This window comes from Streptomyces sp. cg35, assembly GCF_050410835.1.
Lineage (GTDB): Bacteria > Actinomycetota > Actinomycetes > Streptomycetales > Streptomycetaceae > Streptomyces.
In genome coordinates, this window is sequence record NZ_CP191268.1 from 2,451,943 (window position 1) to 2,472,916 (window position 20,974).

Here is a 20,974-nt window from a genome sequence, read left to right on the forward strand (position 1 = left end):
ACGCTTCCTTTGTACTCACCCTCTCGGGCTTTCCTCCGGGCGCTTCCCTTCGGTATTTCGTGTCTCCGACTCTATCAGACCGTTTCACCGGCCGACTTCCTCGGGGTCTTGCTTCGCTTTCCAGGAATTCCGCTTTCGCGGTTTCCTTTCCGGCGCTCCCGACTTTATCAGAGATTCTGAGTCGGAATTCCCGCCCCTCTCGGGGACGTGGTCCCAGCGCGTGAGCACTGCGGGTTCCCCTCGGGCGGAGCCGTAAACCTACTGGAGCGGGGCGCCTCGATGCAAATCGAGGCGCCCCGCTCCTCAGGTGCTTCCGGCGTGGCCTCAGACCTCGACGACGACCGGGAGGATCATCGGGCGCCGGCGGTAGGTGTCCGACACCCACTTGCCCAGCGTGCGGCGGATGAGCTGCTGCAGCTGGTGGGGCTCGACGACGCCGTCCTGGGCCGACTTCTCCAGGACCTCCTGGATCTTCGGAACGACGGCGCTGAACGCGGAGTCCTCGATACCGGAGCCGCGGGCCTGGATGTTCGGGCCGCTGGTGATCTTGCCGGTGCTCGAGTCCACGACCACGAAGACCGAGATGATGCCCTCGTCCCCGAGGATCTTGCGGTCCTTGAGCGCGGGCTCGCCGACATCGCCGACCGAGAGGCCGTCGACGTAGACGTAACCGGCCTGAACCTTGCCGACGATCTTCGCCTTGCCTCCGACGAGGTCGACCACGACGCCGTCCTCGGCGATGACGATGCGGTCGTGCGGAACGCCGGTGAGAGCGCCGAGCTCGGCGTTGGCGCGCAGGTGACGCCATTCGCCGTGGACCGGCATCAGGTTCTTCGGCTTGCAGATGTTGTAGAAGTACAGGAGCTCGCCCGCGGACGCGTGGCCCGAGACGTGCACCTTGGCGTTGCCCTTGTGGACGACGTTGGCGCCCCAGCGGGTCAGGCCGTTGATGACGCGGTAGACCGCGTTCTCGTTGCCGGGGATCAGCGACGAGGCCAGGATCACCGTGTCGCCGGAGACGATGCGGATCTGGTGGTCACGGTTGGCCATGCGGGACAGGGCCGCCATCGGTTCGCCCTGGGAGCCCGTGCAGACCAGGACGACCTCGCTGTCCGGGAGATCGTCGAGCGTCTTGACGTCCACGACCAGGCCCGGCGGGACCTTCAGGTAGCCGAGATCCCGGGCGATGCCCATGTTGCGGACCATCGAGCGGCCCACGAACGCGACCCGGCGGCCGTACTCGTGCGCGGCGTCCAGGATCTGCTGGATGCGGTGCACATGGCTGGCGAACGACGCGACGATGATCCGCTTCTGGGCGCCGGCGAAGACGCCGCGGATCACGTTCGAGATGTCGCGCTCGGGCGGGACGAAGCCCGGGACCTCGGCGTTCGTCGAGTCGGAGAGGAGCAGGTCCATGCCCTCCTCGCCGAGTCGCGCGAAGGTGGGAAGGTCCGTCAGGCGACGGTCCAGCGGGAGCTGGTCCATCTTGAAGTCGCCGGTGTGGACCACCATGCCCGCGGGCGTACGGATGGCGACGGCCAGCGCGTCCGGGATGGAGTGGTTGACCGCGACGAACTCGCAGTCGAAGGGACCGAGCCGCTCACGGTCGCCCTCGGCCACCTCAAGGGTGTAGGGGCGGATGCGGTGCTCCTGGAGCTTCGCCTCGATGAGGGCGAGCGTCAGCTTGGAGCCGATCAGCGGGATGTCCGGCTTCTCGCGCAGGAGGTACGGGACGCCACCGATGTGGTCCTCGTGGCCGTGCGTCAGGACGATGCCCTCGATGTCGTCGAGGCGGTCCCGGATGGACGTGAAGTCCGGAAGGATCAGGTCGATTCCGGGCTGCTCCTCCTCGGGGAAGAGCACTCCGCAGTCGACGATCAGCAGACGGCCGTCAAACTCGAAGACGGTCATGTTGCGCCCGATCTCACCGAGGCCGCCGAGCGGGGTGACGCGCAGGCCGCCCTTCGGGAGCTTCGGCGGGGCGCCGAGTTCAGGATGCGGATGACTCAAAAGACTCTCCCTTAAGCACGCGCGCCACGTACCTGTAGGCACGTGGCGCGCGTGACGTTCGTGCAGTAGCAGTTGTTGGTGGTTCTTGGGTGTTGCTCGTGTTCTGTTGATTCAGTTGTGGAGCTTTTCGAAGTCTGTGATTAGAGCTGTACCCCACCGGCGGCAAGATCGATCTTGAGCTGCGCCGTTTCGGCGGGGGTGAGTTCCACGAGGGGCAGGCGCAGCGGTCCGGCCGGCAGGCCCTGGAGGGCGAGCGCGGCCTTCGTGGTGATGACGCCCTGCGTGCGGAACATGCCGGTGAAGACGGGGAGCAGCTTCTGGTGGATCTCCGTGGCCTTGTGGACGTCACCGGAGACGTACGCGTCGAGCATCGCGCGCAGTTCGGGTGCGACCACATGGCCGACGACCGAGACGAAGCCGCATGCGCCGACCGAGAGCAGCGGCAGGTTGAGCATGTCGTCGCCGGAGTACCAGGCGAGGCCGGAGCGGGCGATGGCCCAGCTGGCGCGGCCGAGGTCGCCCTTGGCGTCCTTGTTGGCGACGATGCGCGGGTGCTCGGCGAGCCGGACGATCGTGTCCGTGTTGATCGGTACGCCGCTGCGGCCCGGGATGTCGTACAGCATCACGGGCAGTTCGGTCGAGTCCGCGATCGCCGTGAAGTGGCGGAGCAGACCCTCCTGCGGGGGCTTGTTGTAGTACGGCGTCACCGTGAGCAGACCGTGGGCGCCGGCCTGCTGGGCGTCGCGGGCCAGCTCGATGCTGTGCCGCGTGTCGTTCGTGCCGACGCCGGCGACGACGTGCGCGCGGTCGCCGACCGCTTCCACGACGGCCCGTACGAGATCCGCTTTCTCCGCGTTGCCGGTGGTCGGGGACTCGCCCGTGGTGCCGTTGACGATCAGGCCGTCGTTGCCTGCGTCCACCAGGTGGGCGGCGAGTCGCTGCGCGCCGTCGAGGTCAAGTGCGCCGTCCGCCGCGAAGGGCGTGACCATGGCGGTGAGGACCCTCCCGAAGGGGGTCTGCGGAGTCGAGGTCGGAGCCATGGGTAACACGCTACTCGCTGCTCAGCGCCGGGTCCCCCCTCGGGGGATGCGACAAGTCACGACAAAGAAGGAGCCCGGCACTGCCTGCTCGGGGGTTCAAGCAGTGCCGGGTCCGTTTGATCAGGCTAGATGAACTTTACGAAATGCCGCAATACGGACACTTCGGTCGGCTGATCCGCACATCTGTGCCGCGGCGCGACACGACGATCAAGAGACGTCCGCGTCCAGGACTACGGCGCCACGCGGCCGTTGGCATTGAAGGCCGCGTACGTGAGCGGCATGAGCTTGGCCCATTCCGCCTCCATCTTCTCGCCGACCATCTCGATCTCCCGCTGCGGGAAGGACGGGACCTTGGCCAGCTCGTGCTGGGTACGCAGGCCGATGAAGTGCATCAGCGAGCGCGCGTTGCACGTCGCGTACATCGACGAGAACAGGCCGACCGGGAGCACCGCACGGGCCACCTCGCGGGCGACACCCGCGGCCAGCATCTCCTGGTACGCCTCGTACGCCTGGCGGTACGAGTCCTCCATGACGCGGCCCGTCAGCTCCTGCTGGGCCTGCGTGCCCTCGACGAACACGTACTTGCCGGGGCGGCCCTCCTGCACGAGCTTGCGGTCGGCGTCCGGGACGTAGAAGACCGGCTGGAGCTCCCGGTAGCGGCCCGACTCCTCGTTGTACGACCAGCCCACGCGGTGCCGCATGAACTCGCGGAAGACGAAGATCGGGGCGCTGATGAGGAAGGTCATCGAGTTGTGCTCGAACGGGCTGCCGTGGCGGTCGCGCATCAAGTAGTTGATGAGGCCCTTGGATCGGGCGGGGTCCTTCGACAGCTCGTCCAAAGACTGCTCGCCTACCGTGGACACACGCGCCGCGAACAGCACGTCGGCGTCGCTCGCGGTGTGCTTCACGAGCTCGACGGTGACGTCGCCTCGGAACGTCGGCTTGAGGTCTTCAGCAGGGGTTTCGGTCACGACTTGAGGGGTCCTTCCCAGTACTTCACTCGGGCGGCGCCCACTCTACGGGCCGCCACTGACAACGGGGCATTCGCTCGCTTCTCACGACGATCTCCGGCGAACGAGAGCGAACTTCAGTGAATTTGGCGAAAGTGGGCACCATTTGGGGCGTTCGAGCGTCTGTGTAGATGAACACACTTCGTTCGAACCTCTTGAGGAGAAGCACCGCCCATGTTTCGTCGGCGCGAGCCCGTACCGTTCGCCTTCATCGCCGAAGCCGACAAGTTCCGCAGTAACGTCACGCCGCCCGCGCGCGAGCGTCCCTCCGCAGGTCAGATCGCCGGCCGCACCCTCGTGGGGCTGACCGTCGTGGCCGGGCTCGTGGGCTCTCTGTTGTTCGGGATGCCCGCTCTGTCGGCCGGCCCGTCCTCCCAGCACGTTCAGCAGTCCGAAGCGTCCGACGGGCGCTGACCGGGAGCTGACTCGTCCGGACCCCCTGAGGTGGAAGGCCGGAGCGCGCCTGGGTAGCCTCACCGGGCACAGCCCCCATCCAGCGTGGATCGAGTGAGGACCCGTCGTGCCCCTGCCCTTCCTGACGGCCGACCGTGCTTTTGACGAAGCCGCGGACACCGCGCTGCCCTTCGACGACCGCGACCAGTGGCGCCGTCCCTACCGCCCGGGCCCGTACCGGGTGGGGGCGTCCGCGCTGCTGCTGCTCCTGGCGTCGTACGTGCTGTTCGCCGCCGTGATCATCGCGGTGGCCGGGGACACGGCCGCGGCCGGGATCTGCGGCGTGCTCGCCCTGCTGATCATCGTGGCCGCCCTGCGGATGCTGAGGATGGGTGCCTGGGTGAGCGCGCGCGGGCTGCGCCATGTCGCCTTCTTCAAGACGCAGACGGTGCCGTGGGGAAAGGTCGTGACCGCGCGCACGGTGCAGCAGCCGGTGCGCTGGCTCGGGCTGCCTCGGACCGTGCAGGGCCAGGCCCTGGTCCTCGTACGGCGGGATCTGTCGGGTGAGCAGACGGCGCTGCTGACCAGTCACAACGGAGACTTCCTCGGCCGGGCCACCGCGTTCGACCGAGCCGCGGACAGTATCGAGGTGTGGGCCGAGGAGTACCGGCCGCACAGCTGAGTCGCACAACATGCGAAAGGGCCCGCACCGGGGAGACGGTGCGGGCCCCTTTCTGTGATGTCAGGCGCTTACGGAGCGGCCCTCCTGGAGGGCGATCGCGCGCTGCATCGCCTTCCGCGCGCGCGGGGTGTCGCGCGCGTCCTTGTAGGCGACGGCCAGCCGGAACCAGCAGCGCCAGTCGCCCGGGGTGTCCTCCGTCTCGGCCCTGCGCCGGGCGAAGACCTCGTCGGCGGAGTCACGGTCGATGCGGCCGTACTGGTCGCGGCGGAGCTCGTCGACGGGCAGTCCGCCCTCGGCCTCGAGGAGTTCGGCGAGGCGGTTGGCCTTACGGACGAACTGGGTGTTCGCCCACAGGAACCACACGCCGATCACGGGCAGGATCAGCACCGCGATGCCGAAGGTGACCGTCAGCACCGTGCCCTGCTGGATGAGCATGACCCCGCGGTCGCCGGCCAGGACGAAGTAGACGACCAGGACGGCGGCCGTGACGGCGTAGGTGATTTTCGCGCGCATCGCTGCAGGTCAGCCGTTCAGATCGAGGAAGTGTTCCAGGCCGAAGGTGAGGCCGGGGGTCGTCACGACCTTGCGGGCGCCCAGCAGGATGCCCGGCATGAAGCTGCTGTGGTGCAGCGAGTCGTGGCGGATGGTCAGCGTCTCGCCCTCGCCGCCCAGGAGGACCTCCTGGTGGGCCAGGAGGCCGCGCAGACGTACCGAGTGCACCGGAACGCCGTCGACGTCCGCGCCGCGCGCCCCGTCGAGCGCCGTCGCCGTCGCGTCGGGCTGGGGCGCGCTGCCCGCCTTCTGCCGCGCGGCGGCGATCAGCTGGGCCGTGCGGGACGCCGTACCGGAGGGCGCGTCGACCTTCCTCGGGTGGTGCAGCTCGATGACCTCGACGGACTCGAAGTACGGGGCCGCCACCTCGGCGAACTTCATGGTCAGGACCGCGCCGATGGAGAAGTTCGGCGCGATGAGCACGCCCGTCTCCGGAGAGGCGGCCAGCCACTGCCGAAGCTGCGCGAGACGGTCTTCCGTCCAGCCCGTCGTCCCGACGACTCCGTGGATTCCGTGGCGCACACAGAAGTCCAGGTTCTCCATCACCGAGTCGGGCGTGGTCAGCTCGACCGCGACCTGGGCGCCCGACTCGACGAGGGCATCCAGCTTGTCGCCACGGCCGAGGGCCGCGACCAGCTCCATGTCCTCGGCGGCCTCGACGGCTCGTACCGCCTCGGAGCCGATGCGGCCCCGGGCTCCGAGGACCGCCACGCGCAGCTTGCTCATGTCTTCCCTGATCCTTACGTAGGTGGCTGTTACGCGACCGCTTCGTGCAGGCGCGCGGCCTGCTTGTCCTTGAGCGGGCCGATGACCGACAGGGACGGGCGCTGTCCCAGGATGTCGCGTGCGACCTCGCGCACCTCGTCCGGGGTCACGGCCGCGATGCGCTCCAGCATGTCGTCGACCGACATCTGCTCGCCCCAGCACAGCTCGCTCTTGCCGATACGGTTCATCAGCGCGCCCGTGTCCTCCAGGCCCAGGACCGTGGAGCCGGAGAGCTGGCCGATGGCGCGGCTGATCTCGTCGTCGCTCAGACCGTGCTGCGCGACCTGGTCGAGCTCGTCGCGGCAGATCTTCAGGACGTCGTGCACCTGACTGGGGCGGCAGCCCGCGTACACGCCGAACAGTCCGCAGTCCGCGAAGCCAGACGTGTACGAGTACACGCTGTACGCAAGGCCCCGCTTCTCGCGGACCTCCTGGAAGAGGCGGGACGACATGCCGCCGCCCAGTGCCGTGTTCAGGACGCCCATGGCCCAGCGGCGGTCGTCGGTGCGGGCCAGCCCCGGCATGCCGAGGATGACGTGGGCCTGCTCGGTCTTGCGGCCGAGGAGTTCCATGCGGCCGGCCGCGCGCAGCGTCTTGTGGCCCGCGCGGGGGCCGATGGGGGCCGCGGCCGCGCCGTTCAGCGCGCCCGCCTTCTCGAAGGCGGCGCGGACCTGGCGGACGACCTTGTTGTGGTCGACGTTGCCCGCAGCGGCGACGACCAGGTGCGTCGGGTCGTAGTGCTTCTTGTAGAAGCGGCTGATCTGACCGCGGTTGAGCGCGTTGATCGTGTCGACCGTGCCGAGGACGGGGCGGCCGAGCGGGGTGTCGCCGAGCATGGTGTGCGCGAACAGGTCGTGCACGCAGTCGCCCGGGTCGTCCTCGGTCATCGCGATCTCTTCGAGGATCACGCCGCGCTCCGCGTCGACGTCCTCCTCGTCGATGAGGGAGCCGGTCAGCATGTCGCAGACCACGTCTATGGCGAGCGGCAGATCGGTGTCGAGCACGCGCGCGTAGTAGCACGTGTACTCCTTCGCCGTGAAGGCGTTCATCTCGCCGCCGACCGCGTCGATCGCGGCGGAGATGTCCAGGGCGCTGCGCTTGCGCGTGCCCTTGAAGAGGAGGTGCTCCAGGTAGTGCGTCGCACCGTTCAGTGTGGGCGTCTCGTCGCGGGAACCGACGTGGGCCCAGATGCCGAAGGTGGCCGAGCGGACGGAGGGCAGGGTCTCGGTGACGATGCGCAGACCGCTCGGGAGCGTGGTCCTGCGGACCGTACCGATGCCGTTCTCGCCCTTGATCAGGGTTTGGGTACGGGCGACGGCCCGCGCCTCCGAGGAGGTGCGGGCCGTCGCCTTGGTGCTACGGGACGTCACTTGTCGGCGTCGTCCTTCTTGTTCTCGTCGCCGTCCTCGCCCTCGATCACGGGGATCAGGGAGAGCTTGCCGCGGGAGTCGATCTCGGCGATCTCGACCTGGACCTTCTGGCCCACACCGAGGACGTCCTCGACGTTCTCCACGCGCTTGCCGCCGGCGAGCTTGCGGATCTGCGAGATGTGCAGCAGACCGTCCTTGCCCGGGAGCAGCGAGACGAACGCACCGAAGGTCGTCGTCTTCACGACGGTGCCCAGGTAGCGCTCGCCGACCTCCGGCATGGTCGGGTTCGCGATGCCGTTGATCGTGGCGCGGGCGGCCTCGGCGGCCGGACCGTCGGCGGCACCGATGTAGATCGTGCCGTCGTCCTCGATCGTGATGTCGGCGCCGGTGTCCTCCTGGATCTGGTTGATCATCTTGCCCTTGGGGCCAATGACCTCACCGATCTTGTCCACGGGGATCTTGACGGTGATGATCCGCGGGGCGTTCGGGGACATCTCGTCCGGGACGTCGATCGCTTCCATCATCACGTCGAGGATGTGGAGGCGGGCGTCACGGGCCTGCTTGAGGGCGGCGGCCAGGACGGAGGCCGGGATGCCGTCGAGCTTCGTGTCGAGCTGGAGGGCCGTCACGAACTCCTTGGTGCCGGCGACCTTGAAGTCCATGTCACCGAAGGCGTCCTCCGCACCGAGGATGTCGGTGAGGGCGACGTAGTGCGTCTCGCCCTTGATCTCCTGCGAGATCAGACCCATGGCGATACCGGCGACGGGGGCCTTCAGCGGCACACCGGCGTTCAGCAGCGACATGGTGGAGGCGCAGACCGAGCCCATGGACGTCGAGCCGTTGGAACCGAGGGCCTCGGAGACCTGACGGATCGCGTAGGGGAACTCCTCGCGCGTCGGCAGGACCGGCACGATCGCGCGCTCGGCGAGCGCGCCGTGGCCGATCTCGCGGCGCTTCGGGGAGCCGACGCGGCCCGTCTCGCCGACGGAGTACGGCGGGAAGTTGTAGTTGTGCATGTAGCGCTTGCGGGTCACCGGGGAGAGGGTGTCCAGCTGCTGCTCCATGCGCAGCATGTTCAGCGTGGTGACACCCAGGATCTGGGTCTCGCCGCGCTCGAACAGGGCCGAGCCGTGCACGCGCGGGATGGCCTCGACCTCGGCGGCCAGGGTGCGGATGTCGGTGACACCGCGGCCGTCGATGCGCTTCTTCTCCTTGATGACGCGCTCACGGACCAGGGACTTGGTCAGGGAGCGGTACGCGGCGGAGATCTCCTTCTCGCGGCCCTCGAACTGCGGGAGCAGCTTCTCGGCGGCCAGACCCTTGACGCGGTCCAGCTCGGCCTCGCGGTCCTGCTTGCCCGGGATGGTGAGGGCGGCGGAGAGCTCGGACTTGACCGCGGCGGTCAGGGCCTCGAGCACGTCGTCCTGGTAGTCCAGGAAGATCGGGAACTCGGCGGTCGGCTTCGCGGCCTTGGCGGCGAGGTCCGACTGGGCCTTGCAGAGGACCTTGATGAAGGGCTTCGCGGCCTCGAGACCGGCGGCGACGACCTCCTCGGTGGGAGCCTCGGCGCCGCCCTCGACGAGCTTGATGGTCTTGTCGGTGGCCTCGGCCTCGACCATCATGATCGCGACGTCGCCGTCCTCGAGGACGCGACCGGCGACGACCATGTCGAAGACGGCGTCCTCGAGCTCGGTGTGCGTCGGGAACGCGACCCACTGGCCGTTGATCAGCGCGACGCGGACGCCGCCGACCGGGCCGGAGAAGGGCAGACCGGCCAGCTGCGTGGACGCGGACGCGGCGTTGATCGCCACGACGTCGTACAGGTGGTCGGGGTTGAGCGCCATGATCGTGGCGACGACCTGGATCTCGTTGCGCAGGCCCTTCTTGAAGGACGGGCGCAGCGGGCGGTCGATCAGGCGGCAGGTGAGGATGGCGTCCTCGGAGGGACGGCCTTCACGGCGGAAGAAGCTGCCGGGGATCTTGCCGGCGGCGTACTGCCGCTCCTCGACGTCCACCGTGAGGGGGAAGAAGTCGAGCTGGTCCTTGGGGTTCTTCGAGGCCGAGGTGGCCGAGAGCACCATGGTGTCGTCGTCGAGGTAGGCGACGGCGGAACCGGCGGCCTGGCGGGCCAGCCGGCCCGTCTCGAAGCGGATGGTGCGGGTGCCGAAGGAGCCGTTGTCGATGACGGCCTCGGCGTAGTGGGTCTCGTTCTCCACTAGCGTTTTCTCCGTTACTTTCGTCTGTTTCGTCTTTTGTCCGCATCTGCCCGTGTGGCAGTGGGACGGAACGGAGAAGCGCGCCTTGGGTGCGGGCCGGTCTTCGATCGAAGCACCCGGGGATCCTCTTGCGTCTCCGGGGGCCACTACCGAGGACCGGCGGCGGCGAGGGTGCGCTTCTCCTCATTCGTACGTCACCAGACTACAAAGCGTCTGTGACAGTGCGCACGTACAGCAAAGGGAGCGGCCCCCTCAATTGGGAACCGCTCCCTTCACGGCGTCTTAGCGGGCGCCGGCCGCACCGCGGCGGATGCCGAGGCGCTCGACCAGCACACGGAAGCGCTGGATGTCCTTCTTGGCCAGGTACTGCAGAAGGCGGCGACGCTGGCCGACCAGGATGAGCAGACCACGACGCGAGTGGTGGTCGTGCTTGTGCGTCTTGAGGTGCTCGGTCAGGTCCGAGATGCGGCGCGAAAGCATGGCGACCTGGACCTCGGGGGAGCCGGTGTCGCCCTCCTTCTGGCCGAACTCGGCGATGATCTGCTTCTTCGTAGCGGCGTCGAGCGACACGCGTACTCCTCTTGGTGTTCTTCGTGGCCACCGAGTGCCCCTGGTCTACATCTCAGGAGAGCTTCCGTAACTCGGAGGCGGGGATCCGTCCGGCGCTGCCCCCGGGATGCAGGTGGGGGCGCGTACACAAACGGCCGTCACACAGCGTACCAGCCGCCGGGAGCGCCCCCGACCCTGCCCTTGACCAGCCCGTCTCAGCTGGTCATGGCCCGCGCCGACGCGTACACGTCGAAGACCGCGAGGGCCAGCGGGATCAGGGTGAGCAGGACGAACGTCTCGGCGATCTCCAGGAAGCGGCCCCAGAAGGGGGTGATGCCGCGACGCGGAGTGATCAGGCCGATCGCGGTGACCAGGGCGGCGGCCGCTCCGATGGCCGCGGCGATCCACACCGTACGGATGTCGAGCGCCGTGGTGTCGTGCTTGAGCACGGCGTCGCGCAGGTAGTCCATCGGAGGGTGCAGCGCGAGACCGAGGCCCAGGAAGACGAGCGCGGCGAGGCCGGCCGCCAGGGTGGCGCCTACTTGTGCGGTGTAGCGGAACAGGTGGGCGCGCATCAGCATCGCGATGCCGGTGGCCAGGGCCAGCAGCTGTCCCCATACGTTGCTGGAGAAGCCGAGGACGATCGACGCGCCTACGGAGACGAGGGCGCAGCCGCCGACGAGACCGACGAGCAGCTCGTGGCCGCGGCGGGCCTGGGCGGCGACGCGATCGGCGTCCACGGCCTCGTGCGGGTCGGCCGGGTCCGCCGCGGTCTCGTAGCCCGCGCGCCCGGGGTTGGGCGGTTCGAAGCCGATGGGCAGGCGCGCGAACCGCATGGAGAGGCCGGGCAGGAAGGCCAGTGCGCTCACGGAGAGCGGGGCGCCGATGGCGGCCGTCTCGATGGGCCGCAGGTCCGTGAGGATCGCGATGAAGGTGGTCAGCAGGCCGATCAGGGAGGCGAAGACGAACGCCACGAAGGGGCCGTCACCACCGGGAGACACCAAGGTGAGCACGACGGAGACGACCAGGACCGCCGCGCAGGCGAGCAGGAACTGGAGGCGGCCGATGCCCTGGCCCGAAGAGAGCGGCAGCAGGCCGGAGCCCGCCACGGCGATGTTCGGCAGGGCGCCGAGGCCGAGCGCGACCGCCGAGCCACGGTCGGCGTAGATCCGGGCGCGAACGCACGCCAGGGTGACAAGAAGAAGGCCCGCGACGCCGGCGATGATGCCCTGGAGGCTGTGCATGTCGTGGCGGATCTGGGAGTTCCAGGCCACGAAGGCGATCAGCGCGGGCAGGATGCCGCCGGCCACGAGGCCCGCCGCGCGCGTGAGGTCGCCGCTCCACAGGGTGCGGTCCTTGGTGACGGCGGAGGCCACGGCCTCGGAGACGTCGTCGAAGACCGCGGGCGGCAGGGACTCGGAGAAGGGGCGCAGCGTGAGCAGCTCGCCGTCCAGGATGCGCAGCGCGGCGAACGAGCGCGCGCTGTCGAGGACCGTGCCGTCGCGGCGTACGAGGTGGTAGCCGACGGGGGCGCCCTCGGCCGGGCTCTGCTGGGAGAGCCGCAGGATCTCGGGGTACAGGTCGGCGACCGGTACGTCGTCGGGCAGGGCCACGTCGATGCGGCTGTCGGGCGCCACGATGGTGACGCGGCAGAAGCCGAGGCCCGTGCCCGCCCCTGCAGGGGCTCCGGTGCCCGTTCCGCCGGCTCGGCCGGCCGGCGCGGAGGCCGTCATGCTCACCTGCTGTTCCCCCTTTTTCCGAAGAATCGGTTGGTGCGGGGACGGGCGCAGTGGTGTACCGCGCACATCCGCCTGTAAAGATCCTGTGTACGTTGCGCTCTGCGGCCCGCGGGGCCGGTCACATACGCTGTCCCGCCAGGATTCCGGGAGAGGCGCACGTTCCGAACCGTGCGGATTGCCCGATTTTCCCGGGCGGATTCGCAACTGCTCACGCGTACCACCGGCACCCTACCGCCCGCTGTTGTCAGTGGTTGTCAGTAGGATCGCGAACCGCGATCGACGTCCGCCTGACACGGGGCGGCGGACGGAACAGCTCGGTCCGGCAAGGGAATTGGTGCAGAGTGAGCCACATCGTCGTCAAGCGCCCACCTCGGGCACTGCCGTCCGAGGTGCCCACGGAAGAGGTGGTGCTGCAGCCTCCGCCGGAGCTTCCGCGCGGGCAGCAAGAAGGCGCGCTGATGCAGATTCTGCCCATGCTCGGCATGGGCGGCTCGGTCGTGTTCTTCTTCAATCCGCAGGCCCAGCCCTTCATGAAGATCATGGGCATGGTGATGGTGGCGTCCACGATCGCGATGGGCATCGCGATGCTCGCCCGCTATCGCAAGGGCAACCAGGGGCAGATGGCGGACATGCGCCGCGACTACCTGCGCTATCTGTCACAGACGCGCAAGGACGCCCTGGGTACGGCACGCAAGCAGCGCGACGCGCAGTACTACCTGCACCCTTCGCCCGAGCAACTGTGGGCGCTGGTCGCCGAGGGCAGCCGCGTATGGGAGCGGCGCACCGGCGACGAGGACTTCGGGCAGGTACGGGTGGGCCTCGGCCCGCAAGGGCTGGCCACTCCCCTGGTGCCGCCGCAGACCGCCCCGGTCGACGAGCTGGAGCCGCTGACGGCGGGCGCGATGCAGCGCTTCCTCGCCACGCACAGCACGCTCGAGGACCTGCCGATGGCCGTGTCGCTGCGGGCCTTCTACCACGTGTCCGTGAGCGGTGAGCCGGCGACCGTGCGCGGCTCCGCCCGCGCCCTGGTGGCGTCCCTCGCCTCGATGCACTCCCCCGAGGACCTCGTCGTCGCCGTCGCCGCCGGACGCCAGACCGCCCCGGAGTGGGAGTGGGCGAAGTGGCTCCCGCACAACCAGGTGCCCGGGCTCACGGACGGCGCGGGCAGCCGTCGCCTGATCACCACCGACCCCGTCGAGCTGGAGGACCTGCTCGGCAGCCGCCTCGACGGCCGGCCGCGCTTCCACCCCGGCGGCGCCCCCGTGCCCGAGCAGCCGCATCTGGTGGTCGTCCTCGACGGTGTCTCCCTGCCTCCCACGTCGATCCTGGCGAGCCCCGAGGGTCTGCAGGGCGTGACGGTCCTGGAGGTCGTCCCCGGCGACCTCGCGGCCGGCCGCGGCGACCTCTCCGTCGTCGTCCACCCGAAGCTGCTGCGCCTCGAATCGGCGCACGGGATGGTCTACGAAGGCACCCCTGACGTGCTCTCGTACGCCGCCGCCGAGGCGCTCGCCCGGCAGCTCGCGCCGCTGCGCATGGCGTCGGGCGGCGACAGCGACGACGAGCCGCTGCTCGCCAACCTCGAGTTCACGGACCTGATGAACCTGGGCGACGCGGCGACCGTCGACACCAAGCGCACTTGGCGCCCGCGCTCGCAGGCCGAGCGGCTGCGGGTGCCCATCGGTGTCGGCGACGACGGCCGGCCCGTGATGCTCGACCTGAAGGAAGCCGCCCAGGAGGGCATGGGCCCGCACGGCCTGTGCGTCGGCGCCACCGGTTCCGGTAAGTCGGAGCTGCTGCGCACGCTGGTGCTCGGTCTCGCGGTGACGCACTCCTCCGAGACGCTGAACTTCGTACTCGCGGACTTCAAGGGTGGTGCCACGTTCGCCGGCATGGCCCAGATGCCGCACGTCGCGGCCGTGATCACCAACCTCGCGGACGACCTCACGCTCGTCGACCGCATGGGCGACTCGATCCGTGGTGAGCTCAACCGCCGCCAGGAGATGCTCCGCGACGCGGGCAACTACGCGAACATCCACGACTACGAGAAGGCACGCGCGGCCGGTGCGCCGCTGCAGCCGATCCCCTCACTCGTCCTGGTGATCGACGAGTTCAGTGAGCTGTTGACGGCGAAGCCGGACTTCATCGAGATGTTCGTGCAGATCGGCCGCATCGGCCGATCGCTGGGCGTGCACCTGCTGCTCGCCTCGCAGCGCCTGGAAGAGGGCCGCCTGCGCGGCCTGGAGACCTACCTGTCGTACCGGATCGGTCTGCGGACCTTCTCGGCCGCCGAGTCGCGTGCCGCGCTGGGTGTCCCGGACGCGTACGAGCTGCCGAACGTGCCGGGTTCCGGCTTCCTGAAGTTCGGCACCGACGAAATGGTGCGCTTCAAGGCGGCGTACGTGTCCGGGGTGTACCGCACCGGTTCGGCGCAGGTCGCGACGCCCGGTGGGCCGCTTCCGGTGGACCGGCGGCCGGCGCTGTTCACGGCGGCCGAGGTCCCCGTGCAGTACGTGCCCGTGCCGCAGCAGCGCGAGGAGGAGGCGCCGCGCGACGAGAAGGACGACGCGCTCGCCGACACCGTCCTCGACGTGATCGTGCGGCGTCTGGAGGCGCAGGGGCCCGCGGCGCACCAGGTGTGGCTGCCGCCGCTGGACAGCCCGCCGTCGCTCGACTCGCTGCTGCCGGGGCTCACTCCCGTACAGGGCCGTGGTCTCACACAGCCCGGTTACGAGGGCGCCGGACGCCTGGTCGTGCCGGTCGGTCTCGTCGACAAGCCGTACGAGCAGCGGCGTGACCCGCTGTGGATCGACTTCGGTGGCGCGGCGGGCCATATGCAGATCCTGGGTGGTCCGCAGTCCGGCAAGTCGACGCTGCTGCGCTCGCTCATCGCCTCGTTCGCGCTGACGCACACGCCGCAGGAAGTGCAGTTCTACGGCCTCGACTTCGGTGGTGGCGGTATGGCCGCCGTCCAGACCCTGCCGCATGTGGGTGGCGTGGCCTCGCGTCTCGACCCCGAGAAGGTGCGCCGTACGACGGCCGAGGTCTACGGCGTGCTGACGCGTCGCGAGGAGTACTTCCGTACGGCGGGCATCGCCTCGATCGCCGACTTCCGCGCGCGTCGCGCGCGGGGCGACATCTCGATGACCGACCAGCCGTGGGGCGACGTGTTCCTGGTCATCGACGGCTGGGGCAACTTCCGCAGCGACTACGAGGCGTTGGAGCCGCTCGTCCTGGACATGGCGGCGCGCGGTCTCGGTTACGGCATCCACGTGATCCTGACGGCGTCGCGGTCCATGGAGGTCCGGGCGAACATGAAGGACCACCTCATGAACCGCCTGGAGCTGCGGCTCGGCGACACGATGGACTCCGAGTTCGACCGCAAGGTCGCGGCCAATGTGCCGACGGGTGTGCCCGGTCGTGGCCAGACCCCGCAGAAACAGCACTTCATGGCGGCGGTCCCGCGGATCGACGGTCTGTCGTCGGACACCGACCTGGCCGAGGCCACGTCGGCGCTCGCCACCGAGGTGACTCGGCACTGGACGCAGCCCGGCGCCCCCGAAGTCCGGCTCCTGCCGCGGGAGTTCTCCGCGCGCCAGCTGCCGCCGGGCGACCGGTTCCCGGAGCGCGGCATCTCCTTCGCGCTCGACGAGGACAACCTCGAGCCGCTGTTCGTGGACTTCGACCAGGACCCGTTCTTCCTGATCTTCGGCGAGAGCGAGTCCGGTAAGTCGAACCTGCTGAGGCTGCTCATCCGGCAGCTCACGCAGCGCTACAGCGGCGACACCTGCAAGCTGTTCGTGGTCGACAACCGTCGCTCCCTGCTCGATGTCACCCCGGCCTCGCACCTGGCCGAGTACATCCCGATGTCGAACCAGATGGCGCACCACATGGACGCGCTGGCCGACCTGATGCAGCGCCGTACGCCGACCGCGGACGTGACGGCTCAGCAGCTGCGCGACCGCAGTTGGTGGCGCGGCCCGACGGTCTACGTGGTCATCGACGACTACGACCTGGTGTCGACGTCGAGCGGTAACCCGCTGTCGGGCCTGACCGAGCTGCTGCCGTTCGCGCGGGACGTCGGCGTGCGCTTCATCATCGCCCGCTCCACGGCCGGTTCGGGCCGCGCCGGGTACGAGGGCTTCATGCAGCGCATCAAGGAGCTCGGCGCGCAGGGCGTGGTGCTGGCCGGTGACCCGGCCGAGGGCGATCTGCTGGGCGGGGTCCGGCCGCGGCCGATGCCGCCGGGGCGTGGCGTGTTCGTGTCGCGCAAGCGGGGCAAGCCGTTGGTCCAGATCGGTCTGGAGGACCAGGGCTGACACCGGGCTCGCCCGGGGAGGCGGGAAGCATGCGCAAGGGGCCGGGGTGGCTTGTGACCACCCCGGCCCCTTGCGCGTAGCGACGAGCCGACCGTGCCGACGATGCCTCACGTGCCGATCGTGCCGGGCATCCCAACCGTGCCGGTCGTGCCGGTCGTGCCGGTCACGTCCGGCCTCGCCTGGTGTCAGCCGCGGCTCTGCCGCCGGCGGTCCCACACGACGAGCCAGATGACGAGAACGACCAGCGCGATCATGAGCGGCCAGAACCACCACGGATCGGAGCCACCGCCCCCGCCGCTGTGGCCCGAGCTGTAGTGGTGGTGGTAGCCGCGTCCGGCGACGACCCGCGCGTGCACGTCGTGGAGAGCCTGGAAAGTCATGACCACGACAGTAATGACGAGGGTGCGGAGGCGGCACCCGCGGCGCATGATCGTCGATGTGCCGTGACACTTCCGGGGGAGTTGCGTCGCTCCCGCCGGTCATCGGCCGTATTCCGACCCGCCCGTCACGGTCGGCCAAGTAGGCTGACCGCACAGTTCGTTGGCACATCGGGAAGGGGCCGCCCAGCATGGCCGAACCTCAGAAGCAGCACACCGGGGAGCCGGCGACCGAGACGCCGGAGGAGATCAAGGCCCGCAAGGAGCGCGAGAAGAACGAGCTGTACGCGCTGGACATCTCGGACGTCGAGTGGGTCAGCGCGCCCGGCACCGAGCAGCACGAGGAGCGGGTCGAGATCGCGTATCTGCCGGCCGGCGCGGTGGCGATGCGGTCGTCGCTGGAGCCGGAGACGGTGCTGCGGTACACCGAGGCGGAGTGGACGGCGTTCGTACTGGGGGCGCGGGACGGGGAGTTCGATCTGGAGCCGGCGCCGCACAACGGAGGAGTTGCGGCCGAGCAGTAGCGTCCCCGCACCCGTCAGTTGATCGCCACGTAGTGACGGGTAGTGGCACTCAGCGCCATGTAGCGCCGTGTACCGATGACTTGAACGGGCGCGGCAGCACCGAGCGGCACCGCCTCAGAACGCTCCCAACACCGTCGGCGTGCTACCGCTCATGACGAAGACGCGGTTTCCGTCCGCAGCTAGCTATCTCCTGGTAGTCGGACGCCGTCAGGTCGTACCTCCAGGTGCGCTCTCACCGTTGCGGGTGTCGAGCACGAGCACTCTGCCGTCGGTCGTCGGCGTGAGCAGTCGCCCCCGGCCCGCGGTCGCGGTCTCCATCACCTTCTGCCCCCGGAACTCAGCCGGTGCCCTGACGGTCCAGCGCACCTTCCCGTCGGAGCGCCCGACGCTGCGCAGTCTGCTGCTCTCGGCCAGGAGGTAGACGGCCTCCTCGTCGGCCGCCGGCAGCGCCGCGGCCGCGGCTTCCTGTCACGTCCACTTGGCGACGCCGGCCGAGGCCACGTACGTACGCAAGGTCCCCTTCTCGTCGATCGCGGCCACCAGCCGGTCGGGCAGCGGCAGATAGCCGACTGTGGGCCGGATCCCGGGCGCGCGCCAGCGCTCCTTGCCGTCCTTGACGCCGTACGCGACGATGCCGCCGCCCGCCGAGCCGGAGAGGATCACGTCACGCACGGGAAGCAGCTGTCGCGAGCAGACGTCCACCGCGGCGTCGAGGGACCAGAGAGCGGACGGGGTGCCGTCACCGGGGAGGATCGACGGCCCTTCGACGGTCTTGTCGAGCAGCTGCTGGGGTGTGCGCACCGCCGGGGCAATGAGGGGTCGGCATGAGGGATCGCGTCCGTCGGGTCCGTCGGTTCAGGGGGCGTAGGGATGGGAGTGGGCCGCGTACGCCGCACCGGGCTGGTGCGGCGTCGGCTCCGGTTCCGGCTCGACGGCCGTCTCCGCCGCGAGGACGGTGGCGGCCTGGTGCGCGAGCGCGGCGACGACACGGGCGGGCAGCCAGCCGGGGCCGAGGAGGGCGGAGGCCCGGTCCGGGGCGCCGAAGCCCTGGGACTGCGCGACCGGATCGCCGGCTGACGCCAACTCGCTCACCAAGTCCGCCAGTTGTGGCCGGTGGGCGGGATCGCGCGACAGGCACCGGCCGACGACGGACCGCAACCAGGGCGGCAACTCGTCCCGCTCGGGCGCCGTGCTGCCGGTGGCGGCGTACGCGAGGGTCGCGCCCAGCGCGTACACGTCCCCGAGCGGCCGGGGCATCCCACCGGCGGCCTGCTCCGGCGCGAGCACGCTCGCGTCGATCCCGGGCAGACCGCGCCGTACGACACCCTCGGGACCGGCGGCGCGTACGGCACCGAAGCCGCTGAGCCGCGACCCGTCATGGGCGATGAGCACGGCGGCCGGCGAGACCCCGGCGTGGGTGAGGTTCTGCCCATGGATCACGGCCAGCGTCTCGGCGAGGGCGACCCCGAGCGCCCGCACGGTCCGCTCCGGCAAGGGGCCGGCGTACACGGCGAGCGCGGCCGGGAGCGGCAGCACGGGGAGATAGGGGCTGGCGTGCCATGCCCCTTGCCCCGGCCCGGCGAATTCAGTGGCGGCCAGTACCCGGTTTCCCACCAGGTACCGGGAGGCGTCGGCCTCGGCCATGAAGCGGGCGGGGTCGGTGCTGGGGTGGGGGGTGGTGAGGAGGACGGTGCGGTTGCCGTCGAGGGTTCGGGCGATGTGGCGGATGGTGGAGAGTGGGGTACCGATGGGGCTGTCGAGTCGGGTGAGTGGTACGTACGGGCCGGTGCGGGAGGCACGGCTTCCGCCATTCCTCCCGGAGTACGTCTCCGCTCCCGCTCCATCGACACTCTGCACGTGCAACAACTCCCCCCGTACGGCGCAGCCGAGCCTACAAGTAGACCTCCGCAACACTTTGCCTGGCATCGGCTCGACGTAGCACCTGGCCTGAGCCAGGATCAGGCGGCTCTACCTACGGCATACGCCAGCCACTTGGCTTCAGGCATGCCCTTCTTTCCACTGCCTCGCCATTGTTGGTTACCGAAGAAGATTCTTCCGTGCTCGACCGCAACTTCACCCGCGCCGTAACCATGCATGCCACTTGGAATAGTGAAGTAGAAGTACGTGCGCTGCTTGCCGCTCTTCGGATCAAGGCTCACCAACGAGTTCGGGGCGATGGTATCCGTACCGTTCTTCAAGGCAAGAACCCGGTCGCCACTCACACGTAGAAGTGAAATCTGTTGATCTTCACCCGCATCGAACTTGAAGCCGGACTTTCCAGTTGCCAGGTCGAACGTCACGATCCAGTTGGTATTGTTCCCGGGTTCCTCGCTGGAATCGCCACTGGTGACAAAGACCTGATCATTGGCAACTAGCGCACCAGTACAGCCGTCGACGCTGTCGGGATCGCATTCCACATTGTAGTGATCACCTTCCATTCGAATGCCGGCGCGATACTTGCCGCGCCCATCCAAAGAGATCAGGTTCGTTACGTCGTAGTCTCCGGCCGCCACCGCCAGGACCGCAGGTTGACTGGAAAGGAGATACGCAAATTTCACACCCGAGGCGACCTTGTACGTCCATTCAACCGCTCCGGTGCCGGGATCGAGCTTCTGCACGCGATAGTGATCCTGCTGGCTTTTCTCATCAAAGCAGTCGTACCTCAGCAGGAGCGACTGACCTCCCACGAACCCACCATCATGACATTGCTTGGTGCGACCCCGCTGCCACAGCGTCTTGCCCGTACTCATGTCCGATCCGGCCGATCCCTCGTTCCATGACGTCACGACAACTCCCTGAGTCATGGTCATCCTCGTGGGCTCGGAGAAGAATCCCCGCTTGACGGGGACCTTGACCTGCCAGAGCTTCGCTCCGGTGCCGATTCTGAACATCACCAATTGATTGCACAGGTGGTCGCCCTCGGGATCCTTGACCATTACGGCAGTACGTCCATCGTTCGTCACATCTTGAGTGATGGCGCAGATGTCACTGCCGAGGTCCCGAGTCCAGGCATCGGAGCCATCAGCGATGTTCACGGCGACGAGACTCGACTGCCTGCCCTTCACGAGAACCTTCTTCGTTGCCCACATGCCCGGTGTGACCAGGTACTTTCCGGGCTCAAGACCCCTCTCGATGACCGCGCTCTCCACATGGCCCACACCACCCTTCGGAGGATCCTCAACGGTCTCCCGAATTGCTTCGGGAGCGGCCTTCGCCGGCGCCTTGCCCTCCTGCGCGGACGGAGCCTGCGACGAGTTGGGCCACACGTACCAGCCGCCCGCTCCCAGAATCACCGCGAATGCCAGGAAGCACACACCACGCAGAACCTTCCGACGGCGAACGCGCTCTTCCGCGACCTTTACGGACTGCGTGAACGGCGAAGGCGGCGGGCCGAACGACATTCTTTTCTCACCCTTTCGTAGAAATGGACC

Annotated in this window: 18 protein-coding genes; 4 read left to right on the plus strand and 14 right to left on the minus strand. The window is 68.8% G+C overall.

Annotated elements, in window-relative coordinates; genetic code table 11:
• Positions 1-324: 324 nt before the first annotated feature.
• The 3 genes from ACQUQD_RS11240 to thyX all read right to left on the minus strand — a co-directional run bounded on the left by ACQUQD_RS11240 (position 325) and on the right by thyX (position 4,021).
• Positions 325-2,010 carry a ribonuclease J gene (locus tag ACQUQD_RS11240; protein WP_428951906.1) on the minus strand — a complete coding sequence of 562 codons (1,686 nt, stop codon included), beginning with the start codon at positions 2,008-2,010 and terminating at the stop codon, positions 325-327.
• Between the two features lie 140 nt (positions 2,011-2,150).
• Positions 2,151-3,050 (minus strand): 4-hydroxy-tetrahydrodipicolinate synthase, encoded by a 900-nt coding sequence (gene dapA, locus ACQUQD_RS11245; protein ID WP_428951907.1) that lies wholly within the window; start codon positions 3,048-3,050, stop codon positions 2,151-2,153.
• Between the two features lie 230 nt (positions 3,051-3,280).
• The gene (gene thyX / locus ACQUQD_RS11250; protein WP_428951908.1) at positions 3,281-4,021 is read right to left on the minus strand and encodes an FAD-dependent thymidylate synthase; all 741 of its coding nucleotides are present in this window, start codon (positions 4,019-4,021) and stop codon (positions 3,281-3,283) included.
• A 213-nt stretch (positions 4,022-4,234) separates the two neighbouring features.
• Here thyX and ACQUQD_RS11255 point away from each other — a divergent pair, with 213 nt between their 5' ends.
• Both ACQUQD_RS11255 and ACQUQD_RS11260 read left to right on the plus strand, forming a co-directional pair.
• Positions 4,235-4,474, plus strand: a complete 240-nt coding sequence (locus ACQUQD_RS11255; RefSeq protein ID WP_428951909.1) for a hypothetical protein — start codon at positions 4,235-4,237, stop codon at positions 4,472-4,474.
• A 106-nt stretch (positions 4,475-4,580) separates the two neighbouring features.
• Positions 4,581-5,135 (plus strand): hypothetical protein, encoded by a 555-nt coding sequence (locus tag ACQUQD_RS11260; protein WP_428951910.1) that lies wholly within the window; start codon positions 4,581-4,583, stop codon positions 5,133-5,135.
• Between the two features lie 60 nt (positions 5,136-5,195).
• Here the strand turns inward: ACQUQD_RS11260 and ACQUQD_RS11265 are convergent, their stop codons facing one another.
• The 6 genes from ACQUQD_RS11265 to eccD form a co-directional block, all read right to left on the minus strand.
• A complete protein-coding gene (locus ACQUQD_RS11265) occupies positions 5,196-5,648 on the minus strand; it encodes a hypothetical protein (protein WP_428951911.1) in 453 nt (150 codons plus the stop codon).
• Positions 5,649-5,657: 9 nt separating this feature from the next.
• Positions 5,658-6,413: a 4-hydroxy-tetrahydrodipicolinate reductase gene (dapB, locus tag ACQUQD_RS11270; RefSeq protein ID WP_428951912.1), complete on the minus strand. Its 756-nt coding sequence runs from the start codon at positions 6,411-6,413 to the stop codon at positions 5,658-5,660.
• A gap of 29 nt (positions 6,414-6,442) precedes the next feature.
• Positions 6,443-7,822: a M16 family metallopeptidase gene (locus ACQUQD_RS11275; RefSeq protein ID WP_428951913.1), complete on the minus strand. Its 1,380-nt coding sequence runs from the start codon at positions 7,820-7,822 to the stop codon at positions 6,443-6,445.
• Positions 7,819-10,038 carry a polyribonucleotide nucleotidyltransferase gene (locus ACQUQD_RS11280; RefSeq protein ID WP_428951914.1) on the minus strand — a complete coding sequence of 740 codons (2,220 nt, stop codon included), beginning with the start codon at positions 10,036-10,038 and terminating at the stop codon, positions 7,819-7,821. The genes ACQUQD_RS11275 and ACQUQD_RS11280 overlap by 4 nt, the downstream gene beginning before the upstream one ends.
• 282 nt (positions 10,039-10,320) lie before the next feature.
• Complete coding sequence (gene rpsO / locus ACQUQD_RS11285; RefSeq protein WP_428951915.1) at positions 10,321-10,608, minus strand: 30S ribosomal protein S15; 288 nt, start codon at positions 10,606-10,608, stop codon at positions 10,321-10,323.
• 194 nt (positions 10,609-10,802) lie between these two features.
• A complete protein-coding gene (gene eccD / locus ACQUQD_RS11290) occupies positions 10,803-12,320 on the minus strand; it encodes a type VII secretion integral membrane protein EccD (RefSeq protein WP_428951916.1) in 1,518 nt (505 codons plus the stop codon).
• A gap of 347 nt (positions 12,321-12,667) precedes the next feature.
• Here eccD and eccCa point away from each other — a divergent pair, with 347 nt between their 5' ends.
• Positions 12,668-16,642, plus strand: a complete 3,975-nt coding sequence (gene eccCa / locus ACQUQD_RS11295; protein WP_428951917.1) for a type VII secretion protein EccCa — start codon at positions 12,668-12,670, stop codon at positions 16,640-16,642.
• Positions 16,643-16,827: 185 nt separating this feature from the next.
• Here eccCa and ACQUQD_RS11300 read toward each other — a convergent pair whose 3' ends face one another.
• Complete coding sequence (locus ACQUQD_RS11300; protein ID WP_428951918.1) at positions 16,828-17,022, minus strand: hypothetical protein; 195 nt, start codon at positions 17,020-17,022, stop codon at positions 16,828-16,830.
• A gap of 188 nt (positions 17,023-17,210) precedes the next feature.
• Here ACQUQD_RS11300 and ACQUQD_RS11305 point away from each other — a divergent pair, with 188 nt between their 5' ends.
• Positions 17,211-17,543: a DUF397 domain-containing protein gene (locus ACQUQD_RS11305; protein WP_428951919.1), complete on the plus strand. Its 333-nt coding sequence runs from the start codon at positions 17,211-17,213 to the stop codon at positions 17,541-17,543.
• 207 nt (positions 17,544-17,750) lie between these two features.
• Here ACQUQD_RS11305 and ACQUQD_RS11310 read toward each other — a convergent pair whose 3' ends face one another.
• From ACQUQD_RS11310 to ACQUQD_RS11325, 4 genes are all read right to left on the minus strand, one after another.
• Entirely contained in the window at positions 17,751-17,990 is a 240-nt protein-coding gene (locus ACQUQD_RS11310; RefSeq protein ID WP_428957523.1) for a PQQ-binding-like beta-propeller repeat protein, read from the minus strand.
• Positions 17,991-18,011: 21 nt separating this feature from the next.
• A complete protein-coding gene (locus ACQUQD_RS11315) occupies positions 18,012-18,344 on the minus strand; it encodes a hypothetical protein (protein WP_428951920.1) in 333 nt (110 codons plus the stop codon).
• 54 nt (positions 18,345-18,398) lie between these two features.
• Positions 18,399-19,400 carry a serine/threonine protein kinase gene (locus ACQUQD_RS11320; RefSeq protein ID WP_428951921.1) on the minus strand — a complete coding sequence of 334 codons (1,002 nt, stop codon included), beginning with the start codon at positions 19,398-19,400 and terminating at the stop codon, positions 18,399-18,401.
• A gap of 101 nt (positions 19,401-19,501) precedes the next feature.
• Positions 19,502-20,944 (minus strand): PQQ-binding-like beta-propeller repeat protein, encoded by a 1,443-nt coding sequence (locus ACQUQD_RS11325; RefSeq protein WP_428951922.1) that lies wholly within the window; start codon positions 20,942-20,944, stop codon positions 19,502-19,504.
• Positions 20,945-20,974 lie beyond the last annotated feature (30 nt).